Raw genomic sequence first — 25,169 nt, 5'->3', positions numbered from 1 at the left:
GGCACTAGACTCCGATCCGTGTTGAGGTGGTTGACCGGGGCGCAGATCAATCCCGGCTGGCCCGCCACGCTGGGGCCGTTGCGCACCCAAGCGGGAGCGGTGGGGTTGCGGCCGGTGCGACTGCGGGATGCGAAGGCGTGGAGCGAGCTGCGCATCCGAAACCAGAACACTCTGCTGCCGTGGGAACCGAGCGGCATCGGCTCCTGGGCCGAGCGGCATCACCCCGGATCGTGGCCGCCCTTGTATTCGGTGCTGCGCGCCGAAGCCAAGCGCGGCGCGGTGCTGCCGTTCGTCATCGAACTCGACGGCAGGTACGTCGGTCAGCTCACCGTCGGCAACATCCAGCGGGGGGCGGTGCGCAGCGCGTGGATCGGCTATTGGGTCGACGCGCAGCATTTCGGTCAGGGCATTGCGACGGCAGCGGTCGCACTGGGCGTCGACCACTGCTTCGGGCCGGTTGGCCTCCATCGTCTCGACGCGACGGTCCAGCCCGCGAACGTGGCGTCGCAGGCGGTGCTCACCAAGGTGGGGTTCCGGCGTGAGGGTCTGCTCGAGAGATACATGGATGTGAACAACCGGTGGCGCGACCACATCCTGTTCGCCCTGACGGCCGAGGAGATCGCCGGGAGCGCGGCCGAGACGCTGGTCCGGGCGGGCCGCGCCTCGTTTCACTGACGGGTGCGATAGATCGGGGAATCGTGTCGGTGCGCCCACGTAGCGTCGGCGCCATGTCACCACTGGAGATCGTCGTACGCGGGGTCGCCCGCCGGAAGTTCCGGCCGGAGAGGGCGATCCTTTACCTGACCGTGCACCGGGAAGGGTGGTCGCGGGAGAGTGTCTACCGCGACGCCGCCACAGTGCACGGTGCCGTGGTCGAGTCGCTGAAAGACCTCCTCGCCCGCGATGTGATCGACGAATGGTCCAGCGACACGCTGCGGGTGTTCAGCTACCGGCCTTATGACGGCGACGGCCACCGGCAGGATCCGGCCTACTCCACCCGCATCAGGATCGACGCGGTGTTCACCGACTTCGAGGAGCTGTCGAAGTTCATCGATCGTTGGGCGGCGGCCGACGGCGTCGATGTCGGCAATGTCGAATGGGCCATAACCCAGGACAATCGCCGGACGTACGAACGGGACCTGCGGCGTGAGGCGGTCGACGACGCCGTGGCCAAGGCGCAAGCCTATTCCGACGCTGTCGGCAGGGGAGCCGTGACGGCCACTCAACTGGCCGATCCGAACATGCTCTCGGATTCGGGAGCTTCGATGGTGCGTGCGGCATCGATCGCGGCTCCCGGAGCCGCACCCGCTCTCGAATTGCGTTCCGAGGACATCGAGATCGCGGTGGCCGTCGACGCCCGGTTCCTCGCGAGCTGACCTGATCCGGCCCGCCCACACAGGCCCTGAGAGCGTTCTGTGAATTCGTGGAATGTCACCGACGCCCGGCGCGTCTGCGCTGGCGGAGGCATGAGCACCCCTAGATTGTGAGGTGGCCTCGTGTAACCAGAGTGAAAGAAGGGAGAGTCGCATGCCGAACTCAGTCTTGTGGGTCTGCCTCGTGGCCGTATGGCTTTTCGTACTGGTACCGATGGTCATCAAAGGCCGGCCACAGATGCGGAAGACGACGGACGCCGTCAAGGAGACCCGTCTGCTGCACCGGGGAGGCACCCGCACTCGAACGACCCGCCGTCGGGCATCGGGGAGTCATCCCCACGACCCGTCGTGGAAGGCCGATCGCACGAAGCGCTCCACCACGAGTGCGCGCACCGCCGTCCTGGACCGTGACGACACCGAAACCGACACGGACACAACGGATTCCGAGGACAGTCGGGAAGCGCACAGGCCCACCGTGGGCCGCGCCACGGGTGCTGCGGTGAAGGCGCCGGCGGCCGAGGTCGATTCCGATGACGACAGCAGCGATGAGGTAACCGCAGAATCCGATATCGATACCACCGTCGATGACGCCGACGATGACGAGGTCACGGTGGACGGCGAGTTCGTCGATCCCGAGCGTGAGGACGTCGACGACGAGCTCGATGATGTCGAGGATGCCGAGATCGCCACTCTCGATGAGATCGACGACGCCGAAGACATCGATGACGACGCCGATCTCGAGGACGAGTACGACGATTCGGACGATGACGTCGAATACGAGGACGACGAGTACGAGGAAGACGAGTACGAGGAAGACGAGTACGACGACTTCGACGACGAATATGACGACGACTTCGAGGACGAGTATGACGACGAGCCCGTCGTCGCAAGGGATGAGCGGCCGGCCGAGCCCCCGGTGACCGCGAGGTCGACGCCACGCCGCCAGGCCGCACACTCGTCAGATGCCCGGCGAACTCAGCTCCGTTACCGGGAACGTCAGCGTGTCCTGCTCGGCATGATCATTCTGCTCATCGCCGCCCTGGCCTCGGGCATCTTCTTGGGCCTCACCGGATGGTTTGCGGCAGGTGTTGTCGGGGTGGTGCTGCTCACCTACCTGGCCTACCTGCGACGCACGGCGGCGACCGAGCAGAAGATCCGGGCGCAGCGCGCTGCCCGGGCCCGCCGGGCCGAGCGAGAGCAGACCGAGCGTCGGCGCAGGCAACAGGCCGTGCCCGAGTTCGCCGCGGCCCCACCGCCGCAGCGGCTGCGGCGTCCCGGTGGTGCCACCGTCCTCGAACTCGACGACGAGGACCCCGTGTTCGATCATCTGCCGCCGTTCCAGCGCCGTCGGATGATGCGTGAGGACGGAGAACTTCGCCGCGTCGCCGGCTGAGGCCGACTGCAGAAACACAGATGACACCAGAGCCGTATGCCGCGGACATATCTGTCACGGCGTGCGGCTCTGGTGTCATCTGTGTCCGTCAGGCCCGGGTTATCGCCTCTGAGTGGTCGGCAATCCACTTGCGGGCCTGTCGAGTCGCCCGTGCGAGGGCGAATCGTTCGCCGATGTAGCTCGCGGGAGCGCCGATGATCGGGATATAGGTCAGGAGCCGAAGCGGTCCGGGCGACCCGGGGCGTCGTTCCATCTCGCAGGTGAGACCGCGCAGGACCTTCGCCGTCTCCCAGACCGTGCCGACGAGCGTGTGCCTGCGCTGCACGGGCTCCGTGGGCAGTGGCGGCCGCTCGCCGGTATCGGACTCCGTCCGGTCGACGGTGCGGCCGCACAGCACCGCTGCCAGCAACTCGACCTGGCGAGAACGCTCGGTGACGCCGTACTCGCGGGCGACCGCGACGAGGACCATCGCCTGGTTCGCGAAACCCATCGTCGACGACAGCGGCAATCTCCTCGTCCACGCGCCGAAGACGCCGGGGTAGGCGACCGCGATGTTGTTCACCGCCCCGATCCGGCTTATCCACCAGTCGGCGCGGCTGTTCATCGAGCGCTGGGACCAGCCCTTGGTGCCGGGCCAGTCAGTGACGTCGAGTGCGTCGGCGAGCAGATGAAGCGCCCGCTGCACCGTCGAATCGGGGTGTCGGTCGTCGTGGAAAGTATGCCGCTTGAGGCCCAGCGGATCGCGGTCCGCCAGCGTGTCGAGGACCGGGTTGATACCTGCGACAGCGCGGTCGAGCACGCCCGCGACCTGCGCGTCCGACATTTCGGCCATACGGCGAGACTAGCCGAGTCGGCGGGCGGAGATCGGGCGCGAACCCATGCCGCGGCGAGCCCGGGTGGCGGTGTGTGAGATCGATGCGACAGGCTGCTAAAGTGGCCAACGGCCGGTCAGTCGATGACCGCCAGGGGCTATGGCGCAGTTGGTAGCGCGACTCGTTCGCATCGAGTAGGTCAGGGGTTCGATTCCCCTTAGCTCCACAGTTGAAGGACTCCACAGTTGAACAAGCTCCACAGATGGAAAGCGCGGTTCCGAATCATCGGAACCGCGCTCTCGTCTCTCATGAGCCGTATTTCATCAGCGCGTCGATCAGCCCTTGTCGAGGATTCGCCGCGCGAAGCCGTCGGCGCGAGTCCGCAACGACTCGATCCGTTGGCTACGGACGGCCTCGGGGTCGTCGCCCGCGTAGATCTTCGACGGACGGACCCGGACGTTGGCGCAGCACTCGAAGTTCGAGCACACGAGGGTTCCCACGGTATTGCCCTTGCGTCCGGCCGGGCCGGCGAGTTTCGCGCTGTAGAACGCGACCTCGTTGGGCAATTGGACGTCCTCGCACAGCGAGCACTGTGGGCGGGTTCGAGGCTGCCTACCGCCGAGCCGCAGCATGATGCCGACCGGCCGGTCGTCGACCGGGACGATCATGTAGCCGACCAGCGGCAGTTTCGGGTCGCGCCAGCCGACGTAATCGGTGTTCTCCCAGTCGATGTCAGCGAAGTCGAGCGGGAGCGTCAGCGCATTGCGTTCTCGCAGAGAAGCATTGACGAAGGACTTGCGAATCTGTGATTCGGTTAGTGCGTGCATGTGTATCGAATACCTTGATGGATCGTCGTGACAGGGGTACGCGTGACCGGACGCGGGACACCCGGCCGGGTGAGATCCGCGTCTGTCGGGGCGGTGTCGTCAGTTGTCGGCGTGCACGACGCCGACGACCTCCCCACGCCCGACGGGCGACGACATGGATGGATACACGTATCGCATGGTGCCTCCGGCGTATCCCGGTCGTCAACTGGATTGCCCCTCGGCAGTGGTCATGATCTGCGTCACCTGATTTGGCCGTGCTGTCGGAAGTCGCGTAACGTTGATTTCAATTGATGCACCGATCAGGTGCCGTCAACGCGTCGTAGAACGCTTCTTCGACAGGCCAGTCAGTGCCTGCTCTTTGACTTCGTACGGCGAACGAACACGCACAGATGCGTCTTCGCCATCGACACCTTGCAGAGCTGTTCGACTGCTGCTGTGGCGTGTCCACTACAGAAAGACACGGACCTTGTCCATTACCTTTGCTTCTCTCGGCGTGCCCGCCGAGCTCGTGAAAGTTCTTGCCGCCGAAGGCAAGACCGAACCATTCCCCATCCAGGCCGAGACCCTGAAGGACACCCTCGCGGGTGACGACGTGATCGGTTCCGGCAAGACCGGTTCCGGCAAGACCCTGGCATTTGCGATCCCGATGGTCGCGGGCCTCGCCGAACTCGACGTCGAACGCCGTCCCGGTTCACCGACCGGTCTGATCCTGGCTCCGACCCGCGAGCTGGCCACCCAGATCGCCGCCGTGGTGACCCCGCTGGCCCGCGCGATGAACCTCACCGTCACCACGGTCTTCGGCGGTGTCAGCCAGAAGCGGCAGGAAGATGCCTTCCGTCGCGGTGTCGACATCGTCGTCGCCTGCCCCGGCCGTCTCGAGGACCTGATGCAGCAGCGCATCGTCCGCCTCGACCGGGTCGACATCACCGTCCTCGACGAGGCCGACCACATGGCCGATCTCGGCTTCCTGCCGGGCGTGACCCGCATCCTGGCGGCCACACCGGCCGACGGGCAGCGGATGCTGTTCACCGCGACGCTCGACAACGGCGTCGACAAGGTGGCCAAGCGCTTCCTCGACAAGCCGACGGTCCACTCGACGGTGGAGACCACGGCTCCGATCGAGATGACCCACCACGTCTTCGAGGTGTCGCCCGGCGACAAGAACGGACTCGTCCAGGAGCTGGCCTCCGGCCAGGGACGCCGAATCCTGTTCATGCGCACCAAGCATCAGGCGAAGAAGCTGGCCAAGAAGCTCACCGACAGCGGCATTCCCGCCGTCGACCTGCACGGCAATCTCAGTCAGGCACAGCGCGACCGGAACCTGAAGGCGTTCGGCGGCGAGGGCGTGCGCGTCCTGGTGGCCACCGACGTCGCGGCGCGTGGCGTCCATGTCGACGGCGTCGAGCTCGTCGTCCACGTCGATCCGCCTGCAGAGCACAAGGCATACCTGCACCGTTCCGGACGCACCGCACGTGCGGGCAGCAGCGGCGACGTGGTCACCGTGTGCCTGCCCGAGCAGCGTCGCGATCTCGCCGGCCTGCTGCGCAAGGCGAACATCAAGGTGACCCCGACCCGCGTGGATGCCAAGTCCGCTGAGGTCGACACCCTGGTCGGACCGCGTGCCGAGTATGTGGCCCCGGTGGAGCAGCCGGTGCAGCGTCAGGCGCCGAAGTCCAACGGCCAGCGTCGCGGCCGCCCCGGCGGACGCAACGGCCAGGCCGGGAACGACCGGTCCGGCGCCGGTCACTCGGGTCAGCGTCGTCGCGGGACGGGCCGTTCGGCGACCGCGCAGTCGCAGTCGCACACCGGGGAGTCGTCGCACGGTCGTCGCCCGGCAAACCAGCAGCGTCGACGGGCCACCCGGGCAGGCGCTCCGGCAAGCGCTCGCTGACCGAGCCGGCTCACTCTTCCGGAATCCACCTTCGCGCACGCGAGGGTGGATTCCGGCGTTCCGGGGTGTCCACGACGTTCAAGGACCACAACGGCCCCTGCGGGATGGCCGGCCTACGCGACTCCCGCGGCGCGTAGACCCGCCGCCACCAGGGCCGCCAGTAGCACGACCACCACCAGTGGTGCCTTGCACAGCGCGGCGATGATCCCCACCGTCACGCCCGCAGGCCGTGCCCAGCCGACAAGATCGTGGCCGGCGAACAGTGCGCCGGTGGCGGCGACCCCGACCAGCAGGACGATCGCCGCCCGGTCCATCACGGCGGCGGCCTGCGGGCTCACCTCATAGCGGTTGCGCAGCGCGGGTCCGGCCAGCCTGATCAGGTATGTCCCGACGGCCAGCACGCCGACACCGATGAAGAGTCCCGTGGTACTCATCGCAACGACTCCTGCGCATATCCGACTTCGTCGTGGTCCATGACTTCCGTTGCGGGGGTGGGGGATCGGCGTCGCCGGGCGATCTCGACGACCGCGACACCCGTCAGCGAGAGCATGATCGGCACACCGGCGGGGAGGAAGGGCGAGGCGAGTACCGCGATGCCGCCGCCGACCAGTGCGGCGGCGAGGGTGGTCCGCTCGCGGAGCGCGGGGACCGCGAGCGCGGCGAGCAGAGCCGGGAAAGCGGCGTCGAGACCGAGGGTCTCCGGGCTCGCGACCAGCTCGCCGATCGCCGAACCGAGCACCGACCCGAGCGGCCAGCCGATGAGGATCCCGATGCCGCACAGAAAGAAGATGGCACGTGCGCGTCGGGAATCGTGCTCGCCGGATGCGAGCGCGGCCGTCTCGTCGTTGATCAGGTGTGCGCCGAGGGCGAGCGGCAGCCCGCGTCCGAGGTGCTTGCCGACAGACAGTCCGTAGCCGAAATTGCGGGTGTTCACCAGCAGTCCGGCCAGTGCGGCGACCAGCGGTGCCCCGCCTGCGGCGATCACGCCGACGAACACGAACTCCGACGACCCCGCGAGCACGACCGTTGCGATCGTGAGGATCTGCCACCACGCGAGTCCTGCGGTGTGCGCGGCGACACCATATGAGGCGCCGATCACCAGCACCGACGCACTCATCACGACGACGGCGCGAACCGCCGACGGGTCGAGTGTTCTCCAGGACGAACGCATGACCACTATGATGGACACTATGGATGGTGTTCGTCAAGAAGGACGGTCGTCCCGTTCAGTGAACGACCCTGAACGTGAGCCGGCCGATGCGTCGTCGGGGATCAACCCGAAGCAGATCGTGGCGGCGTCGCTCAAACGTGAACGCACGCGGGCCGGATTGTCGATCGGCGAGCTCGCTCGGCGCGCAGGCATCGGCAAATCGACTCTGTCGCAACTGGAGTCCGGCGACGGTAATCCGAGTGTCGAAACGCTCTGGGCGCTGTCCACGGCCCTGGGGCTGCAGTTCTCGGCGCTCCTGGATGCACCCGTGCACCCGGTGGAGGTGATCCGCTTCGGCGACGGCCCGGTGATCCCGGCCGCGGCCGCCGACTATTCGGCAACGCTGCTCTCGACAGCGCGGCCGGGGACCCGCCGCGACATGTACCTCATCAGGGCCGAACCGGGTGAACCACGTGTCTCGGCACCACACTCACGCGGAGTGGTCGAACACGTGGTGATCAGTGCCGGACGGGCGCGCGTCGGGCCCACCGATGCCGCGGTGGAACTCGGGGCCGGCGACTACGTCTCGTATGCCGGGGACATCGAGCATGTCTTCGCGGCCCTCGTGCCGGGCACAGTTGCCGTGATGATCAGCGAGTCGACCTGAGCCGGGCAAAGTCGTGACTCGGCCGGTGGCCGTCTGGCCGGATCATGCCGGGATGAACCGCCTGTGCAGACTCGTGGCCAGCCAGGGCCGGGCACCCCACGCGAAAGCACGGCCGGTCAGCGCTGCCCAGGTGGGGGAGACGCGTCCGTACGCGGCGAGCATCGCGACGACCGGATCGATGCTGATGTGCACGTCAGGAGGCCGAAGGTCGGTCGGATCGATCTCGAGCCTGCCGTCGGTGAACTGGTAGACGAAGCGCTCGGCGCATCCGCGCAACCGGATGTCGTAGGTCGCAGAGTGTCCCTCGCACGCGATCTCGTCCACCCATTCGGGCAGGATCTGATGGCGGCCCCGCGCCACCAACGGGGCGACCGCGGGGTCGATGTCCCATGGGGCGCCGATCGCGCAGGCGACATCGTGGCCGTGCACGACGAACTCGCCGATGAGGATGCCGAGCGCGGCGTCGGATCGGATGCACCGGTCGCCGTCGAACCTCATCAGTGGTACCCGTGCGCCGAAATGCGACACCTCGTCGAGCAGGCGGTCGAGGTCGCCGAGGAGGTTGTCGGTGAGCAGCGTGACGTCACGCGTGGTCAGGTTGGCGATCTGCTTGGCATTGAAGTCGGGCAGGTCTGTCGCGCGTCGCGACCACGAGCCCTCGCCACGTGCGAGATCGAGGTAACGGCCGGGCGCCGACGACACGTGGCCGAGGCAATCCGCCACGGTCCACGACGGTGTCGCGGACAGGCGGGTCTCGGGGTCGGCGACAGTGCGCACCAACTCCACGAACTGCGTGCCGGTCTCCCGCGCAGCGTCGATGTAGTCGAACCGCGAGAACATCGTCCTCACAACTGGCCACCCCCCAGAGCAACAGGGCCCCAGAATAACCCCGGGTGGTCGTCCGGGCGGACGAACGTGACACAACTGTTTCCTGCACGTATTCGTTTGTGCACAACGACTTTTGCGAAGCTGTAGATCCGATTGCAGTGGGACGTATGTCCCAGATTGCGCTGAGTGGGGCAGAGGACCCCGAACGGCACAGCGCCGACGGGGGCGGTCAGCCCAGTCTGCTCAGGATCCGTCGGCGGCGCGGACGCCCGTGTTCGGGTAGCAGTCCGGCCTCGAGATCGGTGAGCAGCGATGCGACGGTCTCGGCCGAGTCGGTCTTGTTGGTGCCGATGAAGCCAGACGGCCCGCGTTTGATCCATCCGGTCACATACATGCCGGGCACCGGCACCCCGTCGTCGACGACCCGGCCTGCGCTGTGCGGGATCACGCCCCGGGCGTCGTCGAAGGGCAGCCCCGGTACCGCGATGCCGCGGTAGCCGATGGAGGTGAGGACGAGTCCGGCGTCGATGGTGTCGGTCGTGCCGGTCGGAGTGATGGCCCCGGTCAGATCGACGGTGTTGTGGGCGACCACGACGCCCGCGGCCCGGCCGTCCGTATCCACATCGACGCCGACCGGGGAACGATGGAAGGCGAGCCGGATGCGACGCCCTCGGCGCGGTGTGCGTGCCGCGACCTCGGCCAACAGATCGATCTTGGCGCGAGTTGTCGCGTCGTCGGCCGCCGGGACGGGCGCGTGTGCCAGGTCGTCGGGATCGACCACGACGTTCGCGCCGTGGTCGACGAGGCCGATCAGCTCGGGCAGGGTGAAGGCGGCGTGTGTCGGACCGCGGCGACCCAGGACGACGACCTCATCGATCGCCGACGACCGCAGCGCCGACAGCGCATGCCGGGAGATGGACGTGTCGGCAAGCGATTCCGCATCGGTGGTGAGGATGCGGGCGACGTCGAGTGCCACATTCCCATTGCCGATCACGACGGCCCGGGGGGTGGCGAGATCGATGTCCAGGTGGTCGTGGTCCGGGTGGTCGTTGTACCAACCGACCAGCGCGGTGGCGCTGTGTACGCCGGGTGCGGAGGCGTTGTCGATCGCGAGACGACGATCTGTCGGTGCGCCGCCCGCCCAGATGACCGCGGAGTGACGCTCCCGCAGATCGTCGAGGGTGAGATCGCGCCCGATCGTCATGCCGAGCCGGATGTCGCAACGCGGGTTGCCTGCGATGTCGTCGAACAGCCGCATCACCGACCGGGTGGACAGGTGGTCGGGCGCGACCCCGTAACGAGCGAGCCCGAACGGTCGGCGGAGCCGCTCGTAGATGGTGACCGAGATCTGCGGCTGGCGCAGGAGTTCGTCTGCGGCGTACATGGCCGACGGCCCGGACCCGACGATGGCGACCGACACGGGGGAGTCGACGGCGAGCTGATGTGGTTTGTCGATGGGGGCCAACGGGAGTCGTCGTGCAGGGTCGACGGGGAAACGTGTCGCGCCGTCGCCGGTCGGATCGAAATGCGCGGCGTTGACGTCGGTGAATCGTGCCTGCTCGTCGGTGAGCCGATGGCCGGGCACGATCGCGCCGACCGGGCAGGCGCTCACACAGGCGCCACAGTCGACACAGGTCGACGGGTCGATGTAGAGCATCTCGGAAGTGCCGAAGCCGGGCTCCTCCGGGGTGGGGTGGATGCAGTTGACCGGGCATGCGTAGACGCACGAGGCGTCGCCGCAGCACGCCTGCGTGACTACGTGGGGCATGTCGGATCCGTCTGTGAGGGGTGCGGCTCAGGCCGCGGTGTACGTCGGTTCGCTCCGGAACCGTGACGGCCGGCCGCCGATACCGAGAATCTTCCACAGCAGTCGCGACACCGGGTTCATCAGGCCGCACTGATCGCCGAGCATCCGCACGTCACCGAAGACGTTGCGCAGGAACTTCTTCGATTCGTCTGACCGCCAGAAGATGTCACGCATCACCTCGTCGGGCACATCGAACCGCTTCTGGAAGCTCTTCGGCGGTACGACGATCGCGCCGCACAGGATGCGCATGGTGAGAGGGAACATGAGCGAGAGCAGGAAGCGCTGGATGCGGCCCTTCCGCGGGACGGTCTCCCGCAGGAGGTGATGCGCGAACGAGATGTGCCGGGCCTCCTCGGCCACGTGCAGCTGCATGACCGCGGCCATGGTGGGGTGCAGGGTGGCACGCGTCCGAAGGAAGTCCTTCTGGATGTGATCGATCGGCTCTTCGCCGCCGAGGACGCCGAAGAAGAAGATGGTCGGGAAGATCGTCGACGCGAGCGGTACCAGTGGTGAGATCAGCCGGTAGCCGATCTTGGCGCCCGGCACGTCCATTCCGGTGCGGTTCACGAACTCCTGGAACATCAGGGTGTGATTGCACTCTTCTTTGGACTCGTGCGTCGTGTAGCGGAACTCCTTGGCCCCATTGGGCAGTTTGAAGCTGTACTGCATGAGCCCGCGGATGAGGATCGACTCGAACTGCAGACCGACCTTGGCCACGTTGGCCTGCCGCCACATGCCGATCTCGATCTGCTTGTCGACGGGCAGTTGCTGGTACCAGGGGTGGCGGCCCACCGGATCGACCTTGCTCGACAGTATCCAGCGGTGATCGTCGGGAGTGATCGCCATCTCGGGGGCATCCCAGTCGATGTCGATGTAGGGGTCGAAGTTGCGGTGCACCGACGCGGCCGACAGGTCGTCGAGGATCTGGGTGTAGTTGTCGGCGTCGCTGGACTTGTCGTGCTCGGGGACGTACGACTGACCCACGCGTTCGAGGGCGTTCGTCATGGCTGACCCTTCTCGTCGTCGGAGATGGTCCGGGTGATACCGGACGGCTCACCGGATCGGACCGGTACCGCCGTGTTGTGAACCGAACGTAATTGGACGCTCGATCATTTGTCAACATTCAATGTCACAATCCAGGATGGCACCGCGTGCCGGGCCCGACGCCGGACATGTGAGTCAGGATGGTCAGGTGCATCAGATCCTCCTCGTGGTCGTCGCGGTGCTCGGAATCGCAGCCGCTCAGGTCATCGGCCCACGCATTCGTGTGGCGCCACCGTTGTTGCTGGTCGTGGTGGGTGTGGTGGTGGGGGTGATGCCGTTCGTCCCGGCCGTCGACGTCGACCCCGAGTGGATTCTGATCGGGGTGTTGCCGCCCCTGCTCTACTCGGCCGCAGTGTCCATGCCGACGATGGACTTCCGCCGGGACTTCGGCGCGATCAGCGCGTTGTCGGTGCTTCTGGTGCTGGTCAGTGCCGTGCTGCTGGGCTTCTTCTTCGTCTGGGTGATCCCCGGGATCGGCCTGGCCACCGCGATCGCCCTCGGTGCGATCGTGAGTCCGACCGATGCGGTCGCGACCTCGATCGCCAAACGCCTCGGCGTGCCGCACCGGGTCACGGCGGTGCTGGAGGGCGAGAGCATGCTCAACGACGCGACGTCGCTGGTGCTGTTGCGGTCTGCGATCGCGGCCATCGCGGCCAGCTTCTCGTTCGGCCATGTCGCCGTGGACTTCGTCCTGGCCGTTGTCGTCGCGGTGATCATCGGAACCGTTGTCGGCTGGCTCAATCTCGCGGTCCGGGCGCGCGTACCCGATGCGACCGTGAACACAGCCATCTCGTTCACGGTTCCGTACCTCGCCTATATCCCCGCGGAGGAGCTCGGCGCCTCGGGGCTGGTGGCGGCAGTGACCGCGGGATTGATCACCGGTGCCGGCGCCGCGCGGTTCCTGACGCCGCAGCATCGACTGTCGGACAGCCAGAACTGGCGGACCGTCGAGCTGATCGTCGAGGGCGGGGTGTTCCTGCTGATGGGCCTGGAGCTGTGGGGCCTGGTGGTCGATGTCCACGACGACCACGACGGGGTCGACACGGCGGTCTGGATCGGCTTGGCGGCCCTGGCGCTCGCGGTTGTGATCCGCGCGGCTTACGTGGTGCCGTTGGTCCTCTGGCTCGATCGCGCCGCCCAACGCGGGACCGAGATGCGGCCGATGCTCGCAGACATCAATGCGACCATGGTCGAACGTCAGCAAGAGGGGCCCGACCGGCCGATACGTCGCACGCGCGAGGCGCGCAGCGCGATCCGGCGTGAGTGGCGGCGTCTGCGTCGTCGGATGGAACCCCGGCGGTGGTCCGATTCCGAGGAGCTTCCGCCGACATCGCCGGAGACGGCGCGGCTCGTCAGTTCGCGACTCACCCGCCAGATCGCCGACATCGACTACTACCGCTCCGCGCCGTTGGGGCCGAAGGAGGCGACCATCGTCGTCTGGGGTGGGTTACGCGGCGTGGTGACACTCGCCGCCGCCCAGACCCTCCCGGGCGATGTCGAGTCGCGGTCTCTGCTCGTCCTCATCGCCTTCGTCGTCGCGGCGGCGTCGCTGCTGTGTCAGGGCGGCACCCTCGCCTGGCTGATCCGCGTATTGAAGGTGACCGAAGACACCGACGGTCGCGTCGCCGAGCACCATCGGCTCCGTGCGGAGCTGACCGCCACGTCGCGCAAGGTGATCGCAGAGTCGGAGTTGGTCGCGCGGTATCCGGTGCTGCGCAAGCGGTTTGCCACGATCGCCAAGACCGCTGACACCGAGGAGGGCATCATCGACGCGAATATGAGGGTTCGCGCCGCCTACGAACAGATCCGTCGTGACCTGGTCGCAGCGCAGCGAGAGGTCCTGCTCCAGATGCGGGACGAGGGCACTTTTCACTCGGCACTGCTCGAACAGGAACTCAGGCAGCTCGATGCCGAGGAGATCAGTCTGGACCTGCGGGCCGAGGACTGATCTGGGCAGGATTCATCGCCCCGAGGCGTAAGGCAGCAGCGCCATCTCGCGGGCGTTGCGGATGGCCGTGGGCATCAGCGGTCCTCTCGGAAGTCGACGTGGCGGCGGGCGATGGGATCGTATTTGCGCAGCACCATGCGATCGGGGTCGTTGCGGCGGTTCTTGCGGGTCACATACGTGTAGCCGGTGCCTGCCGTCGACCTGAGCTTGACGATGGGGCGGATCTCGTTGCGGGCCATCAGATCTTCTCACCTCGGGCACGGATGGCCGCGAGGGTGGATTCGATGCCGTGCCTGTCGATGGTGGCGATTCCCTTTGTGCTCACCCGCAGCGTCACGTAGCGGCCCTCTGTCGGCACGTAGTAGCGGCGACGCTGGATGTTGGGATTCCACCGACGCGATGTCTTTCTGTGGGAATGGGATATCCGGTTGCCGAAGCCGGGTGCGCGCCCGGTGACCTGGCAGCGTCGGGACATGGTGCCACCTTCCTGCTCATATTGAAAATGATTGCCATCAATGCGCTCGCCACGCTACCGTCAGGCATACGTAAATGGAAACTGTTTCCAATAGGGAGTTGCTCGTGGGAGACGACGGAGTGGTTTCGACGTCGAAAGATGGAGTTGCGAAGGGTGATCGCACGCCGCTCGTCCTGGTGACCGGGCTGGATTCGACTGCGGTCGCCAGGGTCGGTGAGGCGCTGGTCGGTATCGACGGCTCGACCGGGACCGTGGTGGTTCATCACGATCTCGGTCGGGTCGCCGACGGCCGGGTCGTGCGGCGGACGGCCTGGGTGGACGCCGGCGGACGTCGGCACGATCGGGAGACCGAGGTCGAGCTGGCCCACGGGTGTGTGTCCTGCACGCTGCGCGAGGATCTGCTGCCGCTGCTGCGGCGGCTGCATCAGAGGTCGTCGGTGAGGCGCATCGTGGTGGTGCTCGATCCGATCATGGAACCCGAACGGATCTGTTGGGCGGTCGAGCATGTGGTGATCGCGCAGATGCCGGGATTCGTCGACGGCCCGGCCGGACGTGATGTGCGAGTCGAGGCGACCATCGCCCTGTGTCGCCGAGGACACCTGGCTCGAGGCGGCGACCGGTGAGTTGTCGCTTGCCGAGGCGGGGTTCGCCGCCGTCGCCGACGATGACCGGACCCTTGCGCAGCTCGCTGTCGGTCAAGTGGCGTTCGCCGACGCGCTCGTCGTCGCGGGATGCGACCCCGCGATGCGTGACGCATGGGAATCGGCCAGACTGGCGGCGGTCTGCAAACGACTCGCGCCCGGGGCGCCGATCGTGATGGAGCTCCCGCAACGTCCGGTGACCTGGACCATCGCGGAGTCGTTACTCGCCGCGGTGGCGCCCGGGGCGCGCCGCGGGCGCCTGGACGGGCCGCACGATCCGCTGCTCCGTGACCAGCCCGCGCTCTCGGCCGACTGCGGGGTGTCGTGGGTGGAGTTCCATGCCGATCGGCCGTTGCACCCCGGCCGCCTTCACGAAGCCATCGACGTGCTGCTCGACGGCGTGGTCTGTGCGCGTGGGCGCCTCTGGCTGGCGACTCGGCCCGACGAGGCGCTGTGGCTCGAATCTGCCGGTGGCGGACTACGAGTGGCGCCGGGAGGGCGCTGGCTCGCGGCGATGGGTGAGGAGCAACGCGACCGGGTGGACCCCGAGCGGCGCGCGATGGGCGCACTGCGTTGGGACGAGAGATTCGGCGACCGCCACACCTCGTTGGTCGTGCTCGTCCATCGGGCCGACGCCGTCGACGTCCGGGAAGCGCTCCGATCGGCCTGTCTCGACGACGTCGAGTTCGCGGCCGGAGGGGCGCTCTGGTCCACCTACGACGACCCGTTCGGGCAGATGCACGCAGACCCCTGCGACGACCTCGAACCGCCCGCCGCGCCCGCCGTCGATGCGACCCGGAATACCGAGGGTTCGCACAACCGAGAGGACCGATGATGAAGCGTGACATCCATCCCGATTACCACCCGGTCGTGATCCGGGATGCGTCGACGGGCCATGAGTTCCTGACGAGATCCACCGCGACCTCCGCCGATCAGGTCGAATGGGCCGACGGAGTGGTCTACCCGCGGATCACGCTCGACGTCACCAGGGATTCGCACCCGTTCTACACCGGTGTCGCGCGGATCCGTGATGTCGAAGGACGTGTCGACCGGTTCCGTCGGCGCTACCCGCACCTCGGCCGATGAACCCGCTGAGCTGCTGACGCGCCGGTGTCGGGTCCAGATCGACAGGCGCGCACATGTTTTCACGTGTCGACCTGGAGCGGTCTCCCGTTGAGTGGGCGCGGCATCACGCCGATCGGCGGACTCGGTTGGACGCGTGCATGTTCAGTGAATCTCTACGACCGATCGGCGGGCCGTAGCTCAGGACATCAGCGCCGGAGCGGTGTTGAAGAGGAAGACGATGAACACGGCCAGCAGGAGCCACGAGGCGCCCTGCCAGGTCTGCCATTTCCCTCCGGCCCGCCAGTTCCGGTAGGTGCGCCACAGCGAGGCGAGCGCACCGATCAGCACGATGATCGGTGCCGCGACGATCAGCGCGGTCCGCAACCCGTCGTCAGAAGCCCAGGCCACCAGGAGCGCCAAGAGCCCGAAAGTGATTGTGACACCTGCATGTACCGCCGCTTGGCGGAGTTCGTCGCCGGTGGACGCCGGCCTGTGGGTCTCGTTCATGTCTGCTTTGCGTTCGATGTCGGTTCACCTCTTCTCCACCATACCCTGCGTCGAAAAGTGCTGTGACCGGGACTTTTTGCTCATTGCCGCAGGGCTCGGCGGCAGGCAGGATGGGGGTGAGGCCACACGGGGTGACCAAGTGAGGAGATGGGACCGGAGATGAACGCGATACTCGTCGGTGTTGATGGATCGGATGCGTCGAATCGGGCGGTGCGGTGGGCGGCCACGACGGCTGTGGCCGAGGAGGTCGATCTGAAGCTGGTAGGCGTCTACGACATCAGCACCAGCAATTACGCGCCTGGGCTGATCATCCCGCAGGACGTGGTGGACGCGATCAAGCAGGACGCCGCCGATGCCGTGCACGACGCCGCGGCGCTGGCCAAGGAGGTGGCTCCTGGCGTTGCACCGCAGACCTCGTTGGTCGAGGGTGACGCGGCGAGGGCTCTGCTCGAGCTGGGTAAGGACGCCGGGACGATCGTCCTCGGGACGCGTGGTCTCGGATCGATCAAGGGCCTGTTCCTCGGATCGGTGAGCACCACGGTCGCGGCTCATTTCCACGGTCGCGTGGTGGTGGTGGCAGGACCCGGCGGCAACGGACCGGTGGTGGTCGGCATCGACGATTCACCCGTGAGTGACGCAGCGGTGGCCGAGGCGTTCCGTCAGGCGTCAGTGCGCAAGACGAAGCTGGTCGCGGTACACACCTGGACCCCGCTCGACGTCGATGCCCTGCACGGATACGGCATCGAGCCCGACGAGGTCGCCCGGATGTCGCAGGAGGCCGTCGAGGCCGTCGCGGAGCGGCTGGCCGGCTACACCTCCGAGTATCCCGATGTGGTGGTCGAGCGGGTGGTGATCCCTGAGGAGCCCGCGAAGGCCGTCCTCGATGCGGCAGGCGACGACGCACAGCTGATCGTGGTGGGCAGCCGCGGTCGCGGTGGATTCAAGGGTCTGCTGCTCGGCTCGACCAGCCAGAAGATCCTGCACCAGGCCGAGAGCCCGGTGATGGTGGTCCGCAGCTAGACCGGAGCGTCGGCGACTTCAAGTTCACTTGAGGTCGCCTACGATGGGATTCGTGTCGCTCAAGAAGCTCGAACTCTCCGTCGGCGAGTTGGCCCAGCGTGCGGGTATCGCGCCGTCCGCGGTGCGGTTCTACGAGGACCAGGGACTGATCTTCAGCCGTCGAACCTCCGGCAATCAGCGCCGCTATCACCGTGCGATGCTGCGCCGCGTCGCCTTCATCCGGGCGTCGCAGTCCGCCGGCATCCCGCTCGCGGTGATCGCCGACGTGCTCTCGGAGCTCGGCACTCACGAGTCGCCGCCGAAGTCGATGTGGGAGTCCGCATCCAAGCGATGGATCGACGACATCAACAACCGGATCGCGCTGCTGGAGAACATGCGCGACATGATCGGGTCGTGCGTGGGCTGCGGCTGCCTGTCGCTGGGCGAGTGCCATCTGTTGAATCCCGGCGACGAGATGAACAAACTCGGTCCCGGCCCACGCCGACTGATGCGGGACTGATCGGCCGGGCCAACACCCGCTTGCCGGTGATGTCGACAAGGGCGCTGTCGGCCGGACTGTGGCGCTCGATAGGCTCGCAACATGGCCAGACCCACCCGCGTGGCACTCGCCCTCGGCAGTGGCGGGGCGCGTGGTTACGCGCACATCGGTGTGATCGCCGAACTCACCGAACGCGGCTTCGACGTGGTCACGGTGGCGGGATCGTCGATGGGTGCGCTGGTGGGCGGTCTGTACTGCGCGGGCAAGCTCGACGAGTACGTCGACTGGATCACCGGCCTGTCCCAGCTCGATGTGGTGCGGCTGATGGACGTGTCGCTGTCCAAGCCCGGTGTGATCGGCGCCGAGCGCATCCTGTCGCGGGTGCGGGAGATCCTCGGCGACGCCCGGATCGAGGATCTGTCGATCCCTTTCACCGCGGTGGCGACCGACCTCAATGTGGGTCGTGCGGTGTGGTTCCAGCGCGGCCCGGTCGTCGAGGCGATTCGCGCCTCCATAGCGATTCCCGGCGTGATCAGTCCCCATGACCACGGCGGACGGCTGCTGGCCGACGGCGGCATCCTCGACCCGTTGCCGGTGGCCCCGACGTCGGGCGTGGCAAGCGATGTCACGATCGGGGTGGTGCTCGGCGCCGACGGCGGTCCCGATCACGGCGCCACCCGCGAACCCAAGACCAAACGGCTGCTGCGCCGCAACGTCGCCCCCATTCTCGACAGCGACTTCGTCAGGTCGGTCCGGGACAGGTTCGGACTCGAGGCTGCCGGCGGCGGCGAGTTGCATGACCCGGCGCCCACCGCGGAACCCGACGTCGAGACCAGCCGCATGGGCCGTATCGAGGTGCTGAGCCGGTCGCTCGACATCATGCAGGAAGCGCTCACCCGCTATCAGGTGGCCGGGTATCCACCCGACATCCTGATCCGGGTGCCGCGGAAGTCGGTGCGCACCCTCGACTTCCACAAGGCTTCCGAGATGATCGCGCTCGGCCGATCACGGACTGCCGAGGCGCTCGACCAGTTGCCCGAGTTGACCCTGTGAGGGCCCGGACGTGAGACGGATTCCCCGCGGGATCTGGGTGCTGCTGGCTGCGAACGTCGTCATCGCACTCGGATACGGATTGATCGCGCCGGCGTTGCCCGCCTTCGCGCGGAGTTTCGACGTAAGCTTCACCGCCGCGTCGGCCGTCGTCTCCGCGTTCGCGGTCATGCGCCTGCTCTTCGCACCCGCGACGGGGCGACTGGTCACGGTCTTCGGCGAGCGACGGATCTACCTGATCGGACTGCTGATCGTCGCGGCGAGCACCTTCGCGTGCGCGTTCGCCCAATCCTATTGGCAGCTGCTGCTGTTCCGCGCCGCGGGCGGCATCGGATCGACGATGTTCACCGTCTCGGCGATGGCCCTGCTGATCCGCATGTCACCAGGGGACATCCGCGGACGGGTCTCCGGCTACTTCTCCGCAGGCTTTCTCATCGGCAACATCACCGGACCGCTGATCGGTAGTGCGCTGGTCAATTTCGGCCTGCGCATGCCCTTCGTGGTGTACTCGATCGCGCTGCTGATCGCATCGGTGGTGGTCGCCACCCAGCTGCGTGACCAGGGTGGTCGACCGGACCCGTCCGTGCCGGCACCCGCCGGGGTGGTGGGTTTCCGTAGCGCGTTGCACGACAGTACGTACCGCGCGATCCTGTCGTCGAACTTCGTGCAGGGATGGGCCTCGATGGGGGTCCGGGTGGCGGTGGTGCCGCTGTTCATCACCGACGGCCTCGACGAAGGTGCGGCGATGGCCGGTGTCGCGCTGGCCGTGTTCGCCGTCGGCAATGTCGCGGCCATCGTGATCGCCGGGAGGCTGTCCGACGGTCTGGGTCGGCGGCCGGTCATGCTCCCGGGTCTTGCGATTGCCGCGGCGGCCACCGCGGCACTGGGTTTCGCGCCGAATCTGCTGGTGGCGCTGGCATTGTGCCTGGCTGCGGGTGCCGGATCGGGATTGTTCGCGCCGACGCATCAGGCCGCCCTGGCCGATGTGCTCGGAAACCGGCAGCAGGGCGGATCGGCACTGGCGGCCTACGGCATGTCGTCGGATCTGGGTGCGGTGAGTGGCCCGATCATCGTGGGTTTCGTCGCCGATCGGGCCGGATTCGCACCGGCTTTCCTCCTCACGGGTGCGGTCACCGCGCTCGCGTTCGGGATGTGGTGCATGGCCGACGAGACGGCGCCCGCGGTGGTGGGTGGCGGTCCTCATCTCACCGACGTGGAGCGCGACACGGACGAGTAGGCCGAGCGAGCCGGTGAGATCGACTGCGACGGATTACCGTTGACACATGAGCAGCAGCGCCGCCGGCTACGCCCTGGGATCGACCTCCGAGGTGGGCAGGCTGCGGGCAGTCATGCTGCATCGACCGGGCGACGAACTGCGGCGACTCACGCCGCGAAACAACGATCAGCTGCTCTTCGACGGTCTGCCGTGGGTGGCCCGTGCGCAGGAGGAGCACGATGCGTTCGCCGAACTGCTGCGAGCCAATGGCGTGGACGTCCTCCTGCTCGGCGATCTGCTCACCGAGACCATCGAGCACAGCGGTGCGGCCCGGATACAGGGGATCGCCGCCGCCGTCAGCCCTCGACGACTCGGCACGCACCTCGCCGACGATCTCGCCCGTCATCTGCGCGGATTGCCCGCGGCGGAACTGGCCCATGTCCTGACCGCCGGAATGACCTTCGACGAACTCCCGGTCACCCCGGCCGCGGCATCGTCGTCGCTGGTGCGCCGGATGCACCACGGTCCCGAGTTCGCCATCGAGCCCTTGCCCAATCTGCTCTTCACCCGGGACAGTTCGTTCTGGATCGGCCCCCGATTCGCGATCACCTCGCTGGCGCTGCCCGCCCGGGTACGGGAGACCTCGCTGACCGACCTGATCTATGCGCACCATCCGCGGTTCACCGGCGCCCGCCGTGCCTACGAGTCGCAGGTCGCGCCGGTCGAGGGCGGTGACGTCCTGTTGCTGTCGCCCGGCGTGGTCGCGGTCGGGGTGGGGGAGCGCACCACGCCCGCGGGTGCGGAAGCGTTGGCGCGCAGTCTGTTCGACGATGGGCTCGCGCACACCGTACTGGCGGTCCCGATCCAGCAGGCGCGTGCGTTCATGCACCTCGACACGGTGTGCACCATGGTCGACGTGGACGCGGTGGTGATGTACCCGAACATCGCGGAATCGATGTCCGCGTTCACCTTGCGCCACCGCGGCGGCACGGTCGAGGTGAGCGGTTCCCGTCCGTTCGTCGAAGCGGCTGCCGAGGCGATGGAGATCGACAAACTCCGGGTGATCGACACCGGTCTCGATCCGATCACCGCCGAGCGCGAACAGTGGGACGACGGGAACAACACGCTCGCGGTCGCACCGGGGGTCGTCGTCTCCTACAACCGCACTGTCGAGACGAATCAGCGTCTCCGGGATTCGGGGATCGAGGTCCTCGAGATCGAGGGCAGAGAGCTCGGGTCCGGTCGCGGTGGGCCCAGGTGCATGTCGTGTCCACTCGCCCGCGACGAGGTCTGAGCAGGAGGCGACATGTCCGCGGATCTGGCGACCATGTTGACGATCGACCACGACGGTGCCGAGCCGCCGTTCGAGCAGGTCCGCGCAGGTGTCATCGAGCTCATCGCACGCGGAGAACTCCTGGTCGGACAGCGTATTCCGACAGTCCGACGGCTCGCCGCCGATCTCGGGCTGGCGGCCAACACCGTTGCGCGCAGCTATCGGGAACTGGAAGCGGCGGGCGTCATCGAGACCCGGGGCAGGCACGGCTCGTTCATCAAGTCGAGTCGTGACGCAACGCTCGACCGGGCGCAGCGGGCGACGGTCGAGCACGTGAGATCGCTCCGAGACCTCGGCATCGACGACGCCACAATAGTCACATTGGTGACACAGGCTACCCGTTTGGGTTGAGAACCTGCATCAACCTTTGGTTGTGTTGACTGGTGACAACGGAACAGAAAGCGGTCAGGACGTCGCGTGTCGGCTTTGACCCGTGGGTGTTCGGGATCACCGCGGCCATCGTCGTCAGCTTTGTCGTGTGGGGAATGGTCGACTCAGACAGTCTGAACGCCTCGAGCACCAACGCCCTGAGCTGGATCACCGACAACATGGGGTGGTTGTTCATCCTGTCGGCGACCTTCTTCGTGGTCTTCGCCGTGTATCTGGCGGCCAGCAAGTACGGCCGCATCCCGCTCGGTCACGACGGCGACAAACCCGAGTATCGGACGATCAGCTGGATCGCCATGATGTTCAGCGCAGGCATGGGTATCGGACTCATGTTCTTCGGTGCGTACGAGCCGCTGTTCCATTTCGTCAACGCACCGCCCGGATACGACGCCCGAGATGTGCAGATCGCCATGGCGACGACCATGTTCCACTGGGGTTTCCATCCCTGGGCGATGTATGCGGTCGTCGGCCTCGCGATCGCATACAGCACGTACCGGTGTGGTCGTGGCCAGTTGATCAGCGCGGTTTTCGCCCCGTTGCTCGGCGGGCGGGAGAACGGCCCGATCGGCAAGGTGATCGACATCCTGGCCATCTTCGCGACGTTGTTCGGCACCGTGGCATCCCTCGGGCTCGGTGCGCTGCAGATCGGTTCGGGGCTGGTGAAGGTCGGTTGGGTCGACGAGCCGTCGACCATGCTCCTGGTGGCGGTGATCGCGGTGCTGACCGCGGCTTTCGTCGCGTCGGCGGTGTCGGGCATCGCACGTGGCATCCAGTGGTTGTCCAACATCAACATGGTGCTCGCGCTGATCTTGGCGATCTTCGTCTTCGTGGTGGGCCCGACGGTGTTCATCCTGAACCTGATGCCCACCACGCTCGGCGCCTACCTCAACGACATCCCCAGTTTCTCCGCACGTTCGGGAGCCACCGTGGACGCCGACGGTCAGGACTGGCTGGCGTCGTGGACGATTTTCTACTGGGCGTGGTGGGTCTCGTGGACGCCGTTCGTCGGGTTGTTCCTCGCGAAGATCAGCAAGGGACGCACCATCCGGGAGTTCGTCATCGGCGTCATGGTGGTGCCGACCACCGTGTCGCTGGTCTGGTTCTGCATCTTCGGCGGTACCGCCATCCGGCAGGAGACCGACGGACTGAACCTGCCGGTGGACGACAGCGAGGCGACGTTGTTCGAGGTGCTGGCGCACCTGCCCTGGACGGCGGTCGCATCCGCGCTGGTCATGTTGTTGGTTGCGATCTTCTTCGTCTCCGGTGCCGACTCCGCGTCGATCGTGATGGGTTCGCTGTCACATCGAGGGGCCCACGATCCGCCGAGATGGCTCACCATCTTCTGGGGTGTCCTCACCGGGACGGTGGCCGCGCTGCTGCTGGCCATCAGCGGAGACGACGGATTGACCGGACTGCAGCAGATGGCGATCATCGCCGCGCTGCCGTTCGTGGTGGTGATGATCTTGATGTGCTTCGCGCTGTTCCGGGACCTGCGCCGTGATCCGCTGATCGTCGCGCGGATGGAATTGCGCTCCGAGATCGACGAGCACATCCGGCAGCAGGCCACCGAGATCGCGACGAGCGAGTTCTCGGCCGTCGGCGGCTACGTCGAGGAACCGGTCAGCGTCGACGAGCCCGTCAACCCCAACTCGGAAGCCAGATCTGCTGATGCCACTGGGCTGGAGAGATCGCACCTGCGGTGAGGATCGGCCACAGCCAGATGAAATTGGCCACCACGAGTCCGACGTAGATCGCGACGACGAGGATCGCGAGGGTCCGACGTTCCGGCCGTGCACGCGCCGTCGAGGTGGCAGCTCGCAACAGATCGCCGGTGCACAGGGCCAGCCCCATCACCAGGAAGGGTGCCATCACGGTCGCATAGAAGAAGTACATCTGGCGGTCGAGGTCGGCGAACCAGGGCAGATAGCCCGCGGCATATGCGGTCACCACTGCGGCGTACCGCCAGTCGCGGCGGACGAGGAACCGCCACAGGCCCCACGCGAGCATCGGGAGCGCGAACCACCAGATGGCGGGGGACCCGATCAACATCTGGGCGCGGACGCACTCACCGCCGCCGCATTGATCGGGACCGTTCTCGATCGCGTACAGCATGGGCCGCAGACTCATCGGCCACGTCCACGGCTTCGATTCCCACGGATGGTGGTTGCCCGCCGAATTGGTCAGTCCCGCATGGAACTGCAGGATGCCCGCCTCGTAGAACCAGAGCGAACGCCAGGCACCCGGAACCCACGCGAACGGCCCGCCGCTGCCGATCTGGTTGCCGACCTCATAGCGATACACTGCGGTCTCGCTGTTGAACCACGGGATGAACGTGGCGAGGTAGATGAGCACCGGCATCGCCGCGAGGCTCAGGCCGGACGGGATCAGGTCGCGGCGCAGGACGCCGAGCCACGGCCGACGGACGTGATAGGCGGTGCGGGCCGCGACGTCGAAACCGATGGCGAGCACGGCGAAGAAGATCACGAAGTAGATGCCCGACCATTTGGTGCCGCAGGCCAGGCCGAGCATGACGCCCGCAGTGAACCGGTACCAGCGGAACCCGAGCCGTGGACCGTAGTCGCTGTCACCCATCCGGCCCTCGACCCAGACACGGTGCATCCGTGCGCGTACCTGGTCGCGGTCGGCGATCAGCGCGGCGAAGGCGGCGACGACGAAGACCGCCTGGAAGATGTCCAGCATCCCCATCCGGGATTGGACGAACAGCACGCTGTCGCAGATCGCGAAGAGCCCGGCGATGGCGCCGACCAGCGTGGAGCGCGACATCCGTCGGACCACGCAGTAGATCATCACGACGATCGCGACGCCGGCGATCGCCGGTGCGATCCGCCAGCCGACCGGGCCGTAGCCGAAGATCGACTCGCCGGCCGCCAGTAGCCATTTGCCGACCGGTGGATGCACCACGAGCCCGTAGGCCGGGTTGTCCTCGATCCAATTGCCGCCGGTGAGCACCTGCCAGCCCTGTGGGACATAGTGCTTCTCGTCGAAGACCGGAGTGCCCTGGTCGGTGGGATGGGCCAGACCCCAGAGCCTGGTGGCGGTGGCCACCACGGCGATCACCAGACCGACCAGGAGACCTCGTCGTCGATCGGGAGCGCCGAACAGCGGGGTCGGGATCTCGGGCCCCGGCCGGGTGCCCAGATCCTCCGCGCGTCCACGATCGGCGGACAGGCCGCTCTCCTCGTCGGGACCTCGATCGAGGATGGCGGCGTTGGTCACCCGTCCGATCGTAGTGGTCA

Annotated in this window: 25 protein-coding genes, 1 tRNA gene and 1 pseudogene; 16 read left to right on the top strand and 11 right to left on the bottom strand. The window is 67.0% G+C overall.

All coding sequences use genetic code 11. The features are described 5' to 3' along the window. The first annotated feature begins 18 nt into the window (after window positions 1-18). From IDF66_RS16860 to IDF66_RS16850, 3 genes are all read left to right on the top strand, one after another. Complete coding sequence (locus tag IDF66_RS16860; protein WP_164306389.1) at window positions 19-675, top strand: GNAT family N-acetyltransferase; 657 nt, start codon at window positions 19-21, stop codon at window positions 673-675. 53 nt (window positions 676-728) lie between these two features. Beyond that, the gene (locus tag IDF66_RS16855; protein WP_190267827.1) at window positions 729-1,376 is read left to right on the top strand and encodes an SIMPL domain-containing protein; all 648 of its coding nucleotides are present in this window, start codon (window positions 729-731) and stop codon (window positions 1,374-1,376) included. Between the two features lie 151 nt (window positions 1,377-1,527). Continuing rightward, entirely contained in the window at window positions 1,528-2,766 is a 1,239-nt protein-coding gene (locus tag IDF66_RS16850; protein WP_190267826.1) for a gephyrin-like molybdotransferase receptor GlpR, read from the top strand. 88 nt (window positions 2,767-2,854) lie between these two features. On the opposite strand, the gene IDF66_RS16845 is transcribed toward IDF66_RS16850, so the two are convergent. After that, window positions 2,855-3,598: a hypothetical protein gene (locus IDF66_RS16845; RefSeq protein ID WP_190267825.1), complete on the bottom strand. Its 744-nt coding sequence runs from the start codon at window positions 3,596-3,598 to the stop codon at window positions 2,855-2,857. Between the two features lie 133 nt (window positions 3,599-3,731). Here IDF66_RS16845 and IDF66_RS16840 point away from each other — a divergent pair. After that, a tRNA-Ala gene (locus IDF66_RS16840) sits at window positions 3,732-3,804 on the top strand. A 109-nt stretch (window positions 3,805-3,913) separates the two neighbouring features. Here IDF66_RS16840 and IDF66_RS16835 read toward each other — a convergent pair. Continuing rightward, on the bottom strand, window positions 3,914-4,405 hold the full coding sequence (locus IDF66_RS16835) for an FBP domain-containing protein (RefSeq protein WP_190267824.1): 492 nt from the start codon (window positions 4,403-4,405) through the stop codon (window positions 3,914-3,916). A 466-nt stretch (window positions 4,406-4,871) separates the two neighbouring features. On the opposite strand from IDF66_RS16835, the gene IDF66_RS16830 reads away from it, so the two are divergent. After that, on the top strand, window positions 4,872-6,296 hold the full coding sequence (locus IDF66_RS16830) for a DEAD/DEAH box helicase (RefSeq protein WP_190267823.1): 1,425 nt from the start codon (window positions 4,872-4,874) through the stop codon (window positions 6,294-6,296). Window positions 6,297-6,409: 113 nt separating this feature from the next. On the opposite strand, the gene IDF66_RS16825 is transcribed toward IDF66_RS16830, so the two are convergent. Together IDF66_RS16825 and IDF66_RS16820 are read right to left on the bottom strand one after the other, a co-directional pair. Continuing rightward, window positions 6,410-6,730 (bottom strand): AzlD domain-containing protein, encoded by a 321-nt coding sequence (locus tag IDF66_RS16825; protein WP_164306383.1) that lies wholly within the window; start codon window positions 6,728-6,730, stop codon window positions 6,410-6,412. Next, entirely contained in the window at window positions 6,727-7,467 is a 741-nt protein-coding gene (locus tag IDF66_RS16820; protein WP_190267822.1) for an AzlC family ABC transporter permease, read from the bottom strand. The genes IDF66_RS16825 and IDF66_RS16820 overlap by 4 nt, the downstream gene beginning before the upstream one ends. 19 nt (window positions 7,468-7,486) lie before the next feature. On the opposite strand from IDF66_RS16820, the gene IDF66_RS16815 reads away from it, so the two are divergent. Continuing rightward, window positions 7,487-8,113 carry a helix-turn-helix domain-containing protein gene (locus IDF66_RS16815; protein ID WP_190267821.1) on the top strand — a complete coding sequence of 209 codons (627 nt, stop codon included), beginning with the start codon at window positions 7,487-7,489 and terminating at the stop codon, window positions 8,111-8,113. Between the two features lie 42 nt (window positions 8,114-8,155). Here IDF66_RS16815 and IDF66_RS16810 read toward each other — a convergent pair whose 3' ends face one another. The 3 genes from IDF66_RS16810 to IDF66_RS16800 form a co-directional block, all read right to left on the bottom strand. Then, window positions 8,156-8,962, bottom strand: coding sequence for a maleylpyruvate isomerase N-terminal domain-containing protein (locus IDF66_RS16810; RefSeq protein WP_387999910.1), 807 nt, complete (start codon window positions 8,960-8,962; stop codon window positions 8,156-8,158). Window positions 8,963-9,170: 208 nt separating this feature from the next. Continuing rightward, complete coding sequence (locus IDF66_RS16805) at window positions 9,171-10,709, bottom strand: 4Fe-4S binding protein (RefSeq protein WP_190267819.1); 1,539 nt, start codon at window positions 10,707-10,709, stop codon at window positions 9,171-9,173. Window positions 10,710-10,736: 27 nt separating this feature from the next. Next, window positions 10,737-11,753, bottom strand: a complete 1,017-nt coding sequence (locus IDF66_RS16800) for an AurF N-oxygenase family protein (RefSeq protein ID WP_190267818.1) — start codon at window positions 11,751-11,753, stop codon at window positions 10,737-10,739. A 187-nt stretch (window positions 11,754-11,940) separates the two neighbouring features. Between IDF66_RS16800 and IDF66_RS16795 the strand changes: the two genes are divergently transcribed. Continuing rightward, window positions 11,941-13,740 (top strand): cation:proton antiporter, encoded by a 1,800-nt coding sequence (locus IDF66_RS16795; RefSeq protein ID WP_190268052.1) that lies wholly within the window; start codon window positions 11,941-11,943, stop codon window positions 13,738-13,740. A gap of 74 nt (window positions 13,741-13,814) precedes the next feature. Here IDF66_RS16795 and rpmG read toward each other — a convergent pair whose 3' ends face one another. Next, window positions 13,815-13,979: a 50S ribosomal protein L33 gene (rpmG, locus tag IDF66_RS16790; RefSeq protein WP_124707939.1), complete on the bottom strand. Its 165-nt coding sequence runs from the start codon at window positions 13,977-13,979 to the stop codon at window positions 13,815-13,817. Continuing rightward, window positions 13,979-14,215 (bottom strand): 50S ribosomal protein L28, encoded by a 237-nt coding sequence (rpmB, locus tag IDF66_RS16785; RefSeq protein ID WP_190267817.1) that lies wholly within the window; start codon window positions 14,213-14,215, stop codon window positions 13,979-13,981. Before rpmB ends, rpmG begins: the two co-directional genes overlap by 1 nt. 104 nt (window positions 14,216-14,319) lie before the next feature. Here rpmB and mrf point away from each other — a divergent pair. Both mrf and IDF66_RS16775 read left to right on the top strand, forming a co-directional pair. Continuing rightward, window positions 14,320-15,691, top strand: a pseudogene (mrf, locus tag IDF66_RS16780) (ribosome hibernation factor-recruiting GTPase MRF). After that, window positions 15,691-15,942, top strand: a complete 252-nt coding sequence (locus IDF66_RS16775) for a type B 50S ribosomal protein L31 (protein WP_164306375.1) — start codon at window positions 15,691-15,693, stop codon at window positions 15,940-15,942. Before mrf ends, IDF66_RS16775 begins: the two are co-directional and overlap by 1 nt. Before the next feature lie 177 nt (window positions 15,943-16,119). Here IDF66_RS16775 and IDF66_RS16770 read toward each other — a convergent pair whose 3' ends face one another. After that, on the bottom strand, window positions 16,120-16,428 hold the full coding sequence (locus tag IDF66_RS16770; protein ID WP_190267816.1) for a hypothetical protein: 309 nt from the start codon (window positions 16,426-16,428) through the stop codon (window positions 16,120-16,122). 159 nt (window positions 16,429-16,587) lie between these two features. On the opposite strand from IDF66_RS16770, the gene IDF66_RS16765 reads away from it, so the two are divergent. From IDF66_RS16765 to IDF66_RS16735, 7 genes are all read left to right on the top strand, one after another. Next, window positions 16,588-17,448: a universal stress protein gene (locus IDF66_RS16765; protein WP_190267815.1), complete on the top strand. Its 861-nt coding sequence runs from the start codon at window positions 16,588-16,590 to the stop codon at window positions 17,446-17,448. A 52-nt stretch (window positions 17,449-17,500) separates the two neighbouring features. Continuing rightward, window positions 17,501-17,947: a redox-sensitive transcriptional activator SoxR gene (soxR, locus tag IDF66_RS16760; protein ID WP_164306468.1), complete on the top strand. Its 447-nt coding sequence runs from the start codon at window positions 17,501-17,503 to the stop codon at window positions 17,945-17,947. A gap of 81 nt (window positions 17,948-18,028) precedes the next feature. Beyond that, complete coding sequence (locus tag IDF66_RS16755) at window positions 18,029-18,979, top strand: patatin-like phospholipase family protein (protein ID WP_164306826.1); 951 nt, start codon at window positions 18,029-18,031, stop codon at window positions 18,977-18,979. A gap of 10 nt (window positions 18,980-18,989) precedes the next feature. Beyond that, window positions 18,990-20,213 carry an MFS transporter gene (locus IDF66_RS16750; protein WP_190267814.1) on the top strand — a complete coding sequence of 408 codons (1,224 nt, stop codon included), beginning with the start codon at window positions 18,990-18,992 and terminating at the stop codon, window positions 20,211-20,213. 46 nt (window positions 20,214-20,259) lie between these two features. After that, window positions 20,260-21,486: an arginine deiminase gene (locus IDF66_RS16745; protein ID WP_190267813.1), complete on the top strand. Its 1,227-nt coding sequence runs from the start codon at window positions 20,260-20,262 to the stop codon at window positions 21,484-21,486. A 12-nt stretch (window positions 21,487-21,498) separates the two neighbouring features. Then, the gene (locus IDF66_RS16740; protein WP_190267812.1) at window positions 21,499-21,876 is read left to right on the top strand and encodes a GntR family transcriptional regulator; all 378 of its coding nucleotides are present in this window, start codon (window positions 21,499-21,501) and stop codon (window positions 21,874-21,876) included. A 32-nt stretch (window positions 21,877-21,908) separates the two neighbouring features. Next, window positions 21,909-23,615 (top strand): BCCT family transporter, encoded by a 1,707-nt coding sequence (locus IDF66_RS16735; protein ID WP_190267811.1) that lies wholly within the window; start codon window positions 21,909-21,911, stop codon window positions 23,613-23,615. Here the strand turns inward: IDF66_RS16735 and IDF66_RS16730 are convergent. Continuing rightward, window positions 23,551-25,101, bottom strand: a complete 1,551-nt coding sequence (locus IDF66_RS16730) for a dolichyl-phosphate-mannose--protein mannosyltransferase (RefSeq protein WP_223309801.1) — start codon at window positions 25,099-25,101, stop codon at window positions 23,551-23,553. The two genes, IDF66_RS16735 and IDF66_RS16730, sit on opposite strands and share 65 nt — an antisense overlap. Window positions 25,102-25,169 lie beyond the last annotated feature (68 nt).

This window comes from Gordonia hankookensis (assembly GCF_014673215.1).
GTDB classification, from domain to species: domain Bacteria; phylum Actinomycetota; class Actinomycetes; order Mycobacteriales; family Mycobacteriaceae; genus Gordonia; species Gordonia hankookensis.
This window is presented reverse-complemented; position numbering and strand designations above follow the sequence as displayed.

Bases quoted from the DNA above. Each gene is read 5' to 3' on its own strand.
- IDF66_RS16800 (WP_190267818.1), bottom strand. From the start codon at position 11,753: ATGACGAACGCCCTCGAACGCGTGGGTCAGTCGTACGTCCCCGAGCAC.
- IDF66_RS16755 (WP_164306826.1), top strand. From the start codon at position 18,029: ATGGCCAGACCCACCCGCGTGGCACTCGCCCTCGGCAGTGGCGGGGCG.
- IDF66_RS16815 (WP_190267821.1), top strand. From the start codon at position 7,487: ATGGATGGTGTTCGTCAAGAAGGACGGTCGTCCCGTTCAGTGAACGAC.
- IDF66_RS16855 (WP_190267827.1), top strand. From the start codon at position 729: ATGTCACCACTGGAGATCGTCGTACGCGGGGTCGCCCGCCGGAAGTTC.
- rpmB (WP_190267817.1), bottom strand. From the start codon at position 14,215: ATGTCCCGACGCTGCCAGGTCACCGGGCGCGCACCCGGCTTCGGCAAC.
- IDF66_RS16825 (WP_164306383.1), bottom strand. From the start codon at position 6,730: ATGAGTACCACGGGACTCTTCATCGGTGTCGGCGTGCTGGCCGTCGGG.
- IDF66_RS16835 (WP_190267824.1), bottom strand. From the start codon at position 4,405: ATGCACGCACTAACCGAATCACAGATTCGCAAGTCCTTCGTCAATGCT.
- IDF66_RS16775 (WP_164306375.1), top strand. From the start codon at position 15,691: ATGAAGCGTGACATCCATCCCGATTACCACCCGGTCGTGATCCGGGAT.
- IDF66_RS16745 (WP_190267813.1), top strand. From the start codon at position 20,260: ATGAGCAGCAGCGCCGCCGGCTACGCCCTGGGATCGACCTCCGAGGTG.
- IDF66_RS16845 (WP_190267825.1), bottom strand. From the start codon at position 3,598: ATGGCCGAAATGTCGGACGCGCAGGTCGCGGGCGTGCTCGACCGCGCT.
- IDF66_RS16770 (WP_190267816.1), bottom strand. From the start codon at position 16,428: ATGAACGAGACCCACAGGCCGGCGTCCACCGGCGACGAACTCCGCCAA.
- IDF66_RS16820 (WP_190267822.1), bottom strand. From the start codon at position 7,467: ATGCGTTCGTCCTGGAGAACACTCGACCCGTCGGCGGTTCGCGCCGTC.
- rpmG (WP_124707939.1), bottom strand. From the start codon at position 13,979: ATGGCCCGCAACGAGATCCGCCCCATCGTCAAGCTCAGGTCGACGGCA.
- IDF66_RS16805 (WP_190267819.1), bottom strand. From the start codon at position 10,709: ATGCCCCACGTAGTCACGCAGGCGTGCTGCGGCGACGCCTCGTGCGTC.
- IDF66_RS16740 (WP_190267812.1), top strand. From the start codon at position 21,499: ATGTCCGCGGATCTGGCGACCATGTTGACGATCGACCACGACGGTGCC.
- IDF66_RS16765 (WP_190267815.1), top strand. From the start codon at position 16,588: ATGAACGCGATACTCGTCGGTGTTGATGGATCGGATGCGTCGAATCGG.
- IDF66_RS16850 (WP_190267826.1), top strand. From the start codon at position 1,528: ATGCCGAACTCAGTCTTGTGGGTCTGCCTCGTGGCCGTATGGCTTTTC.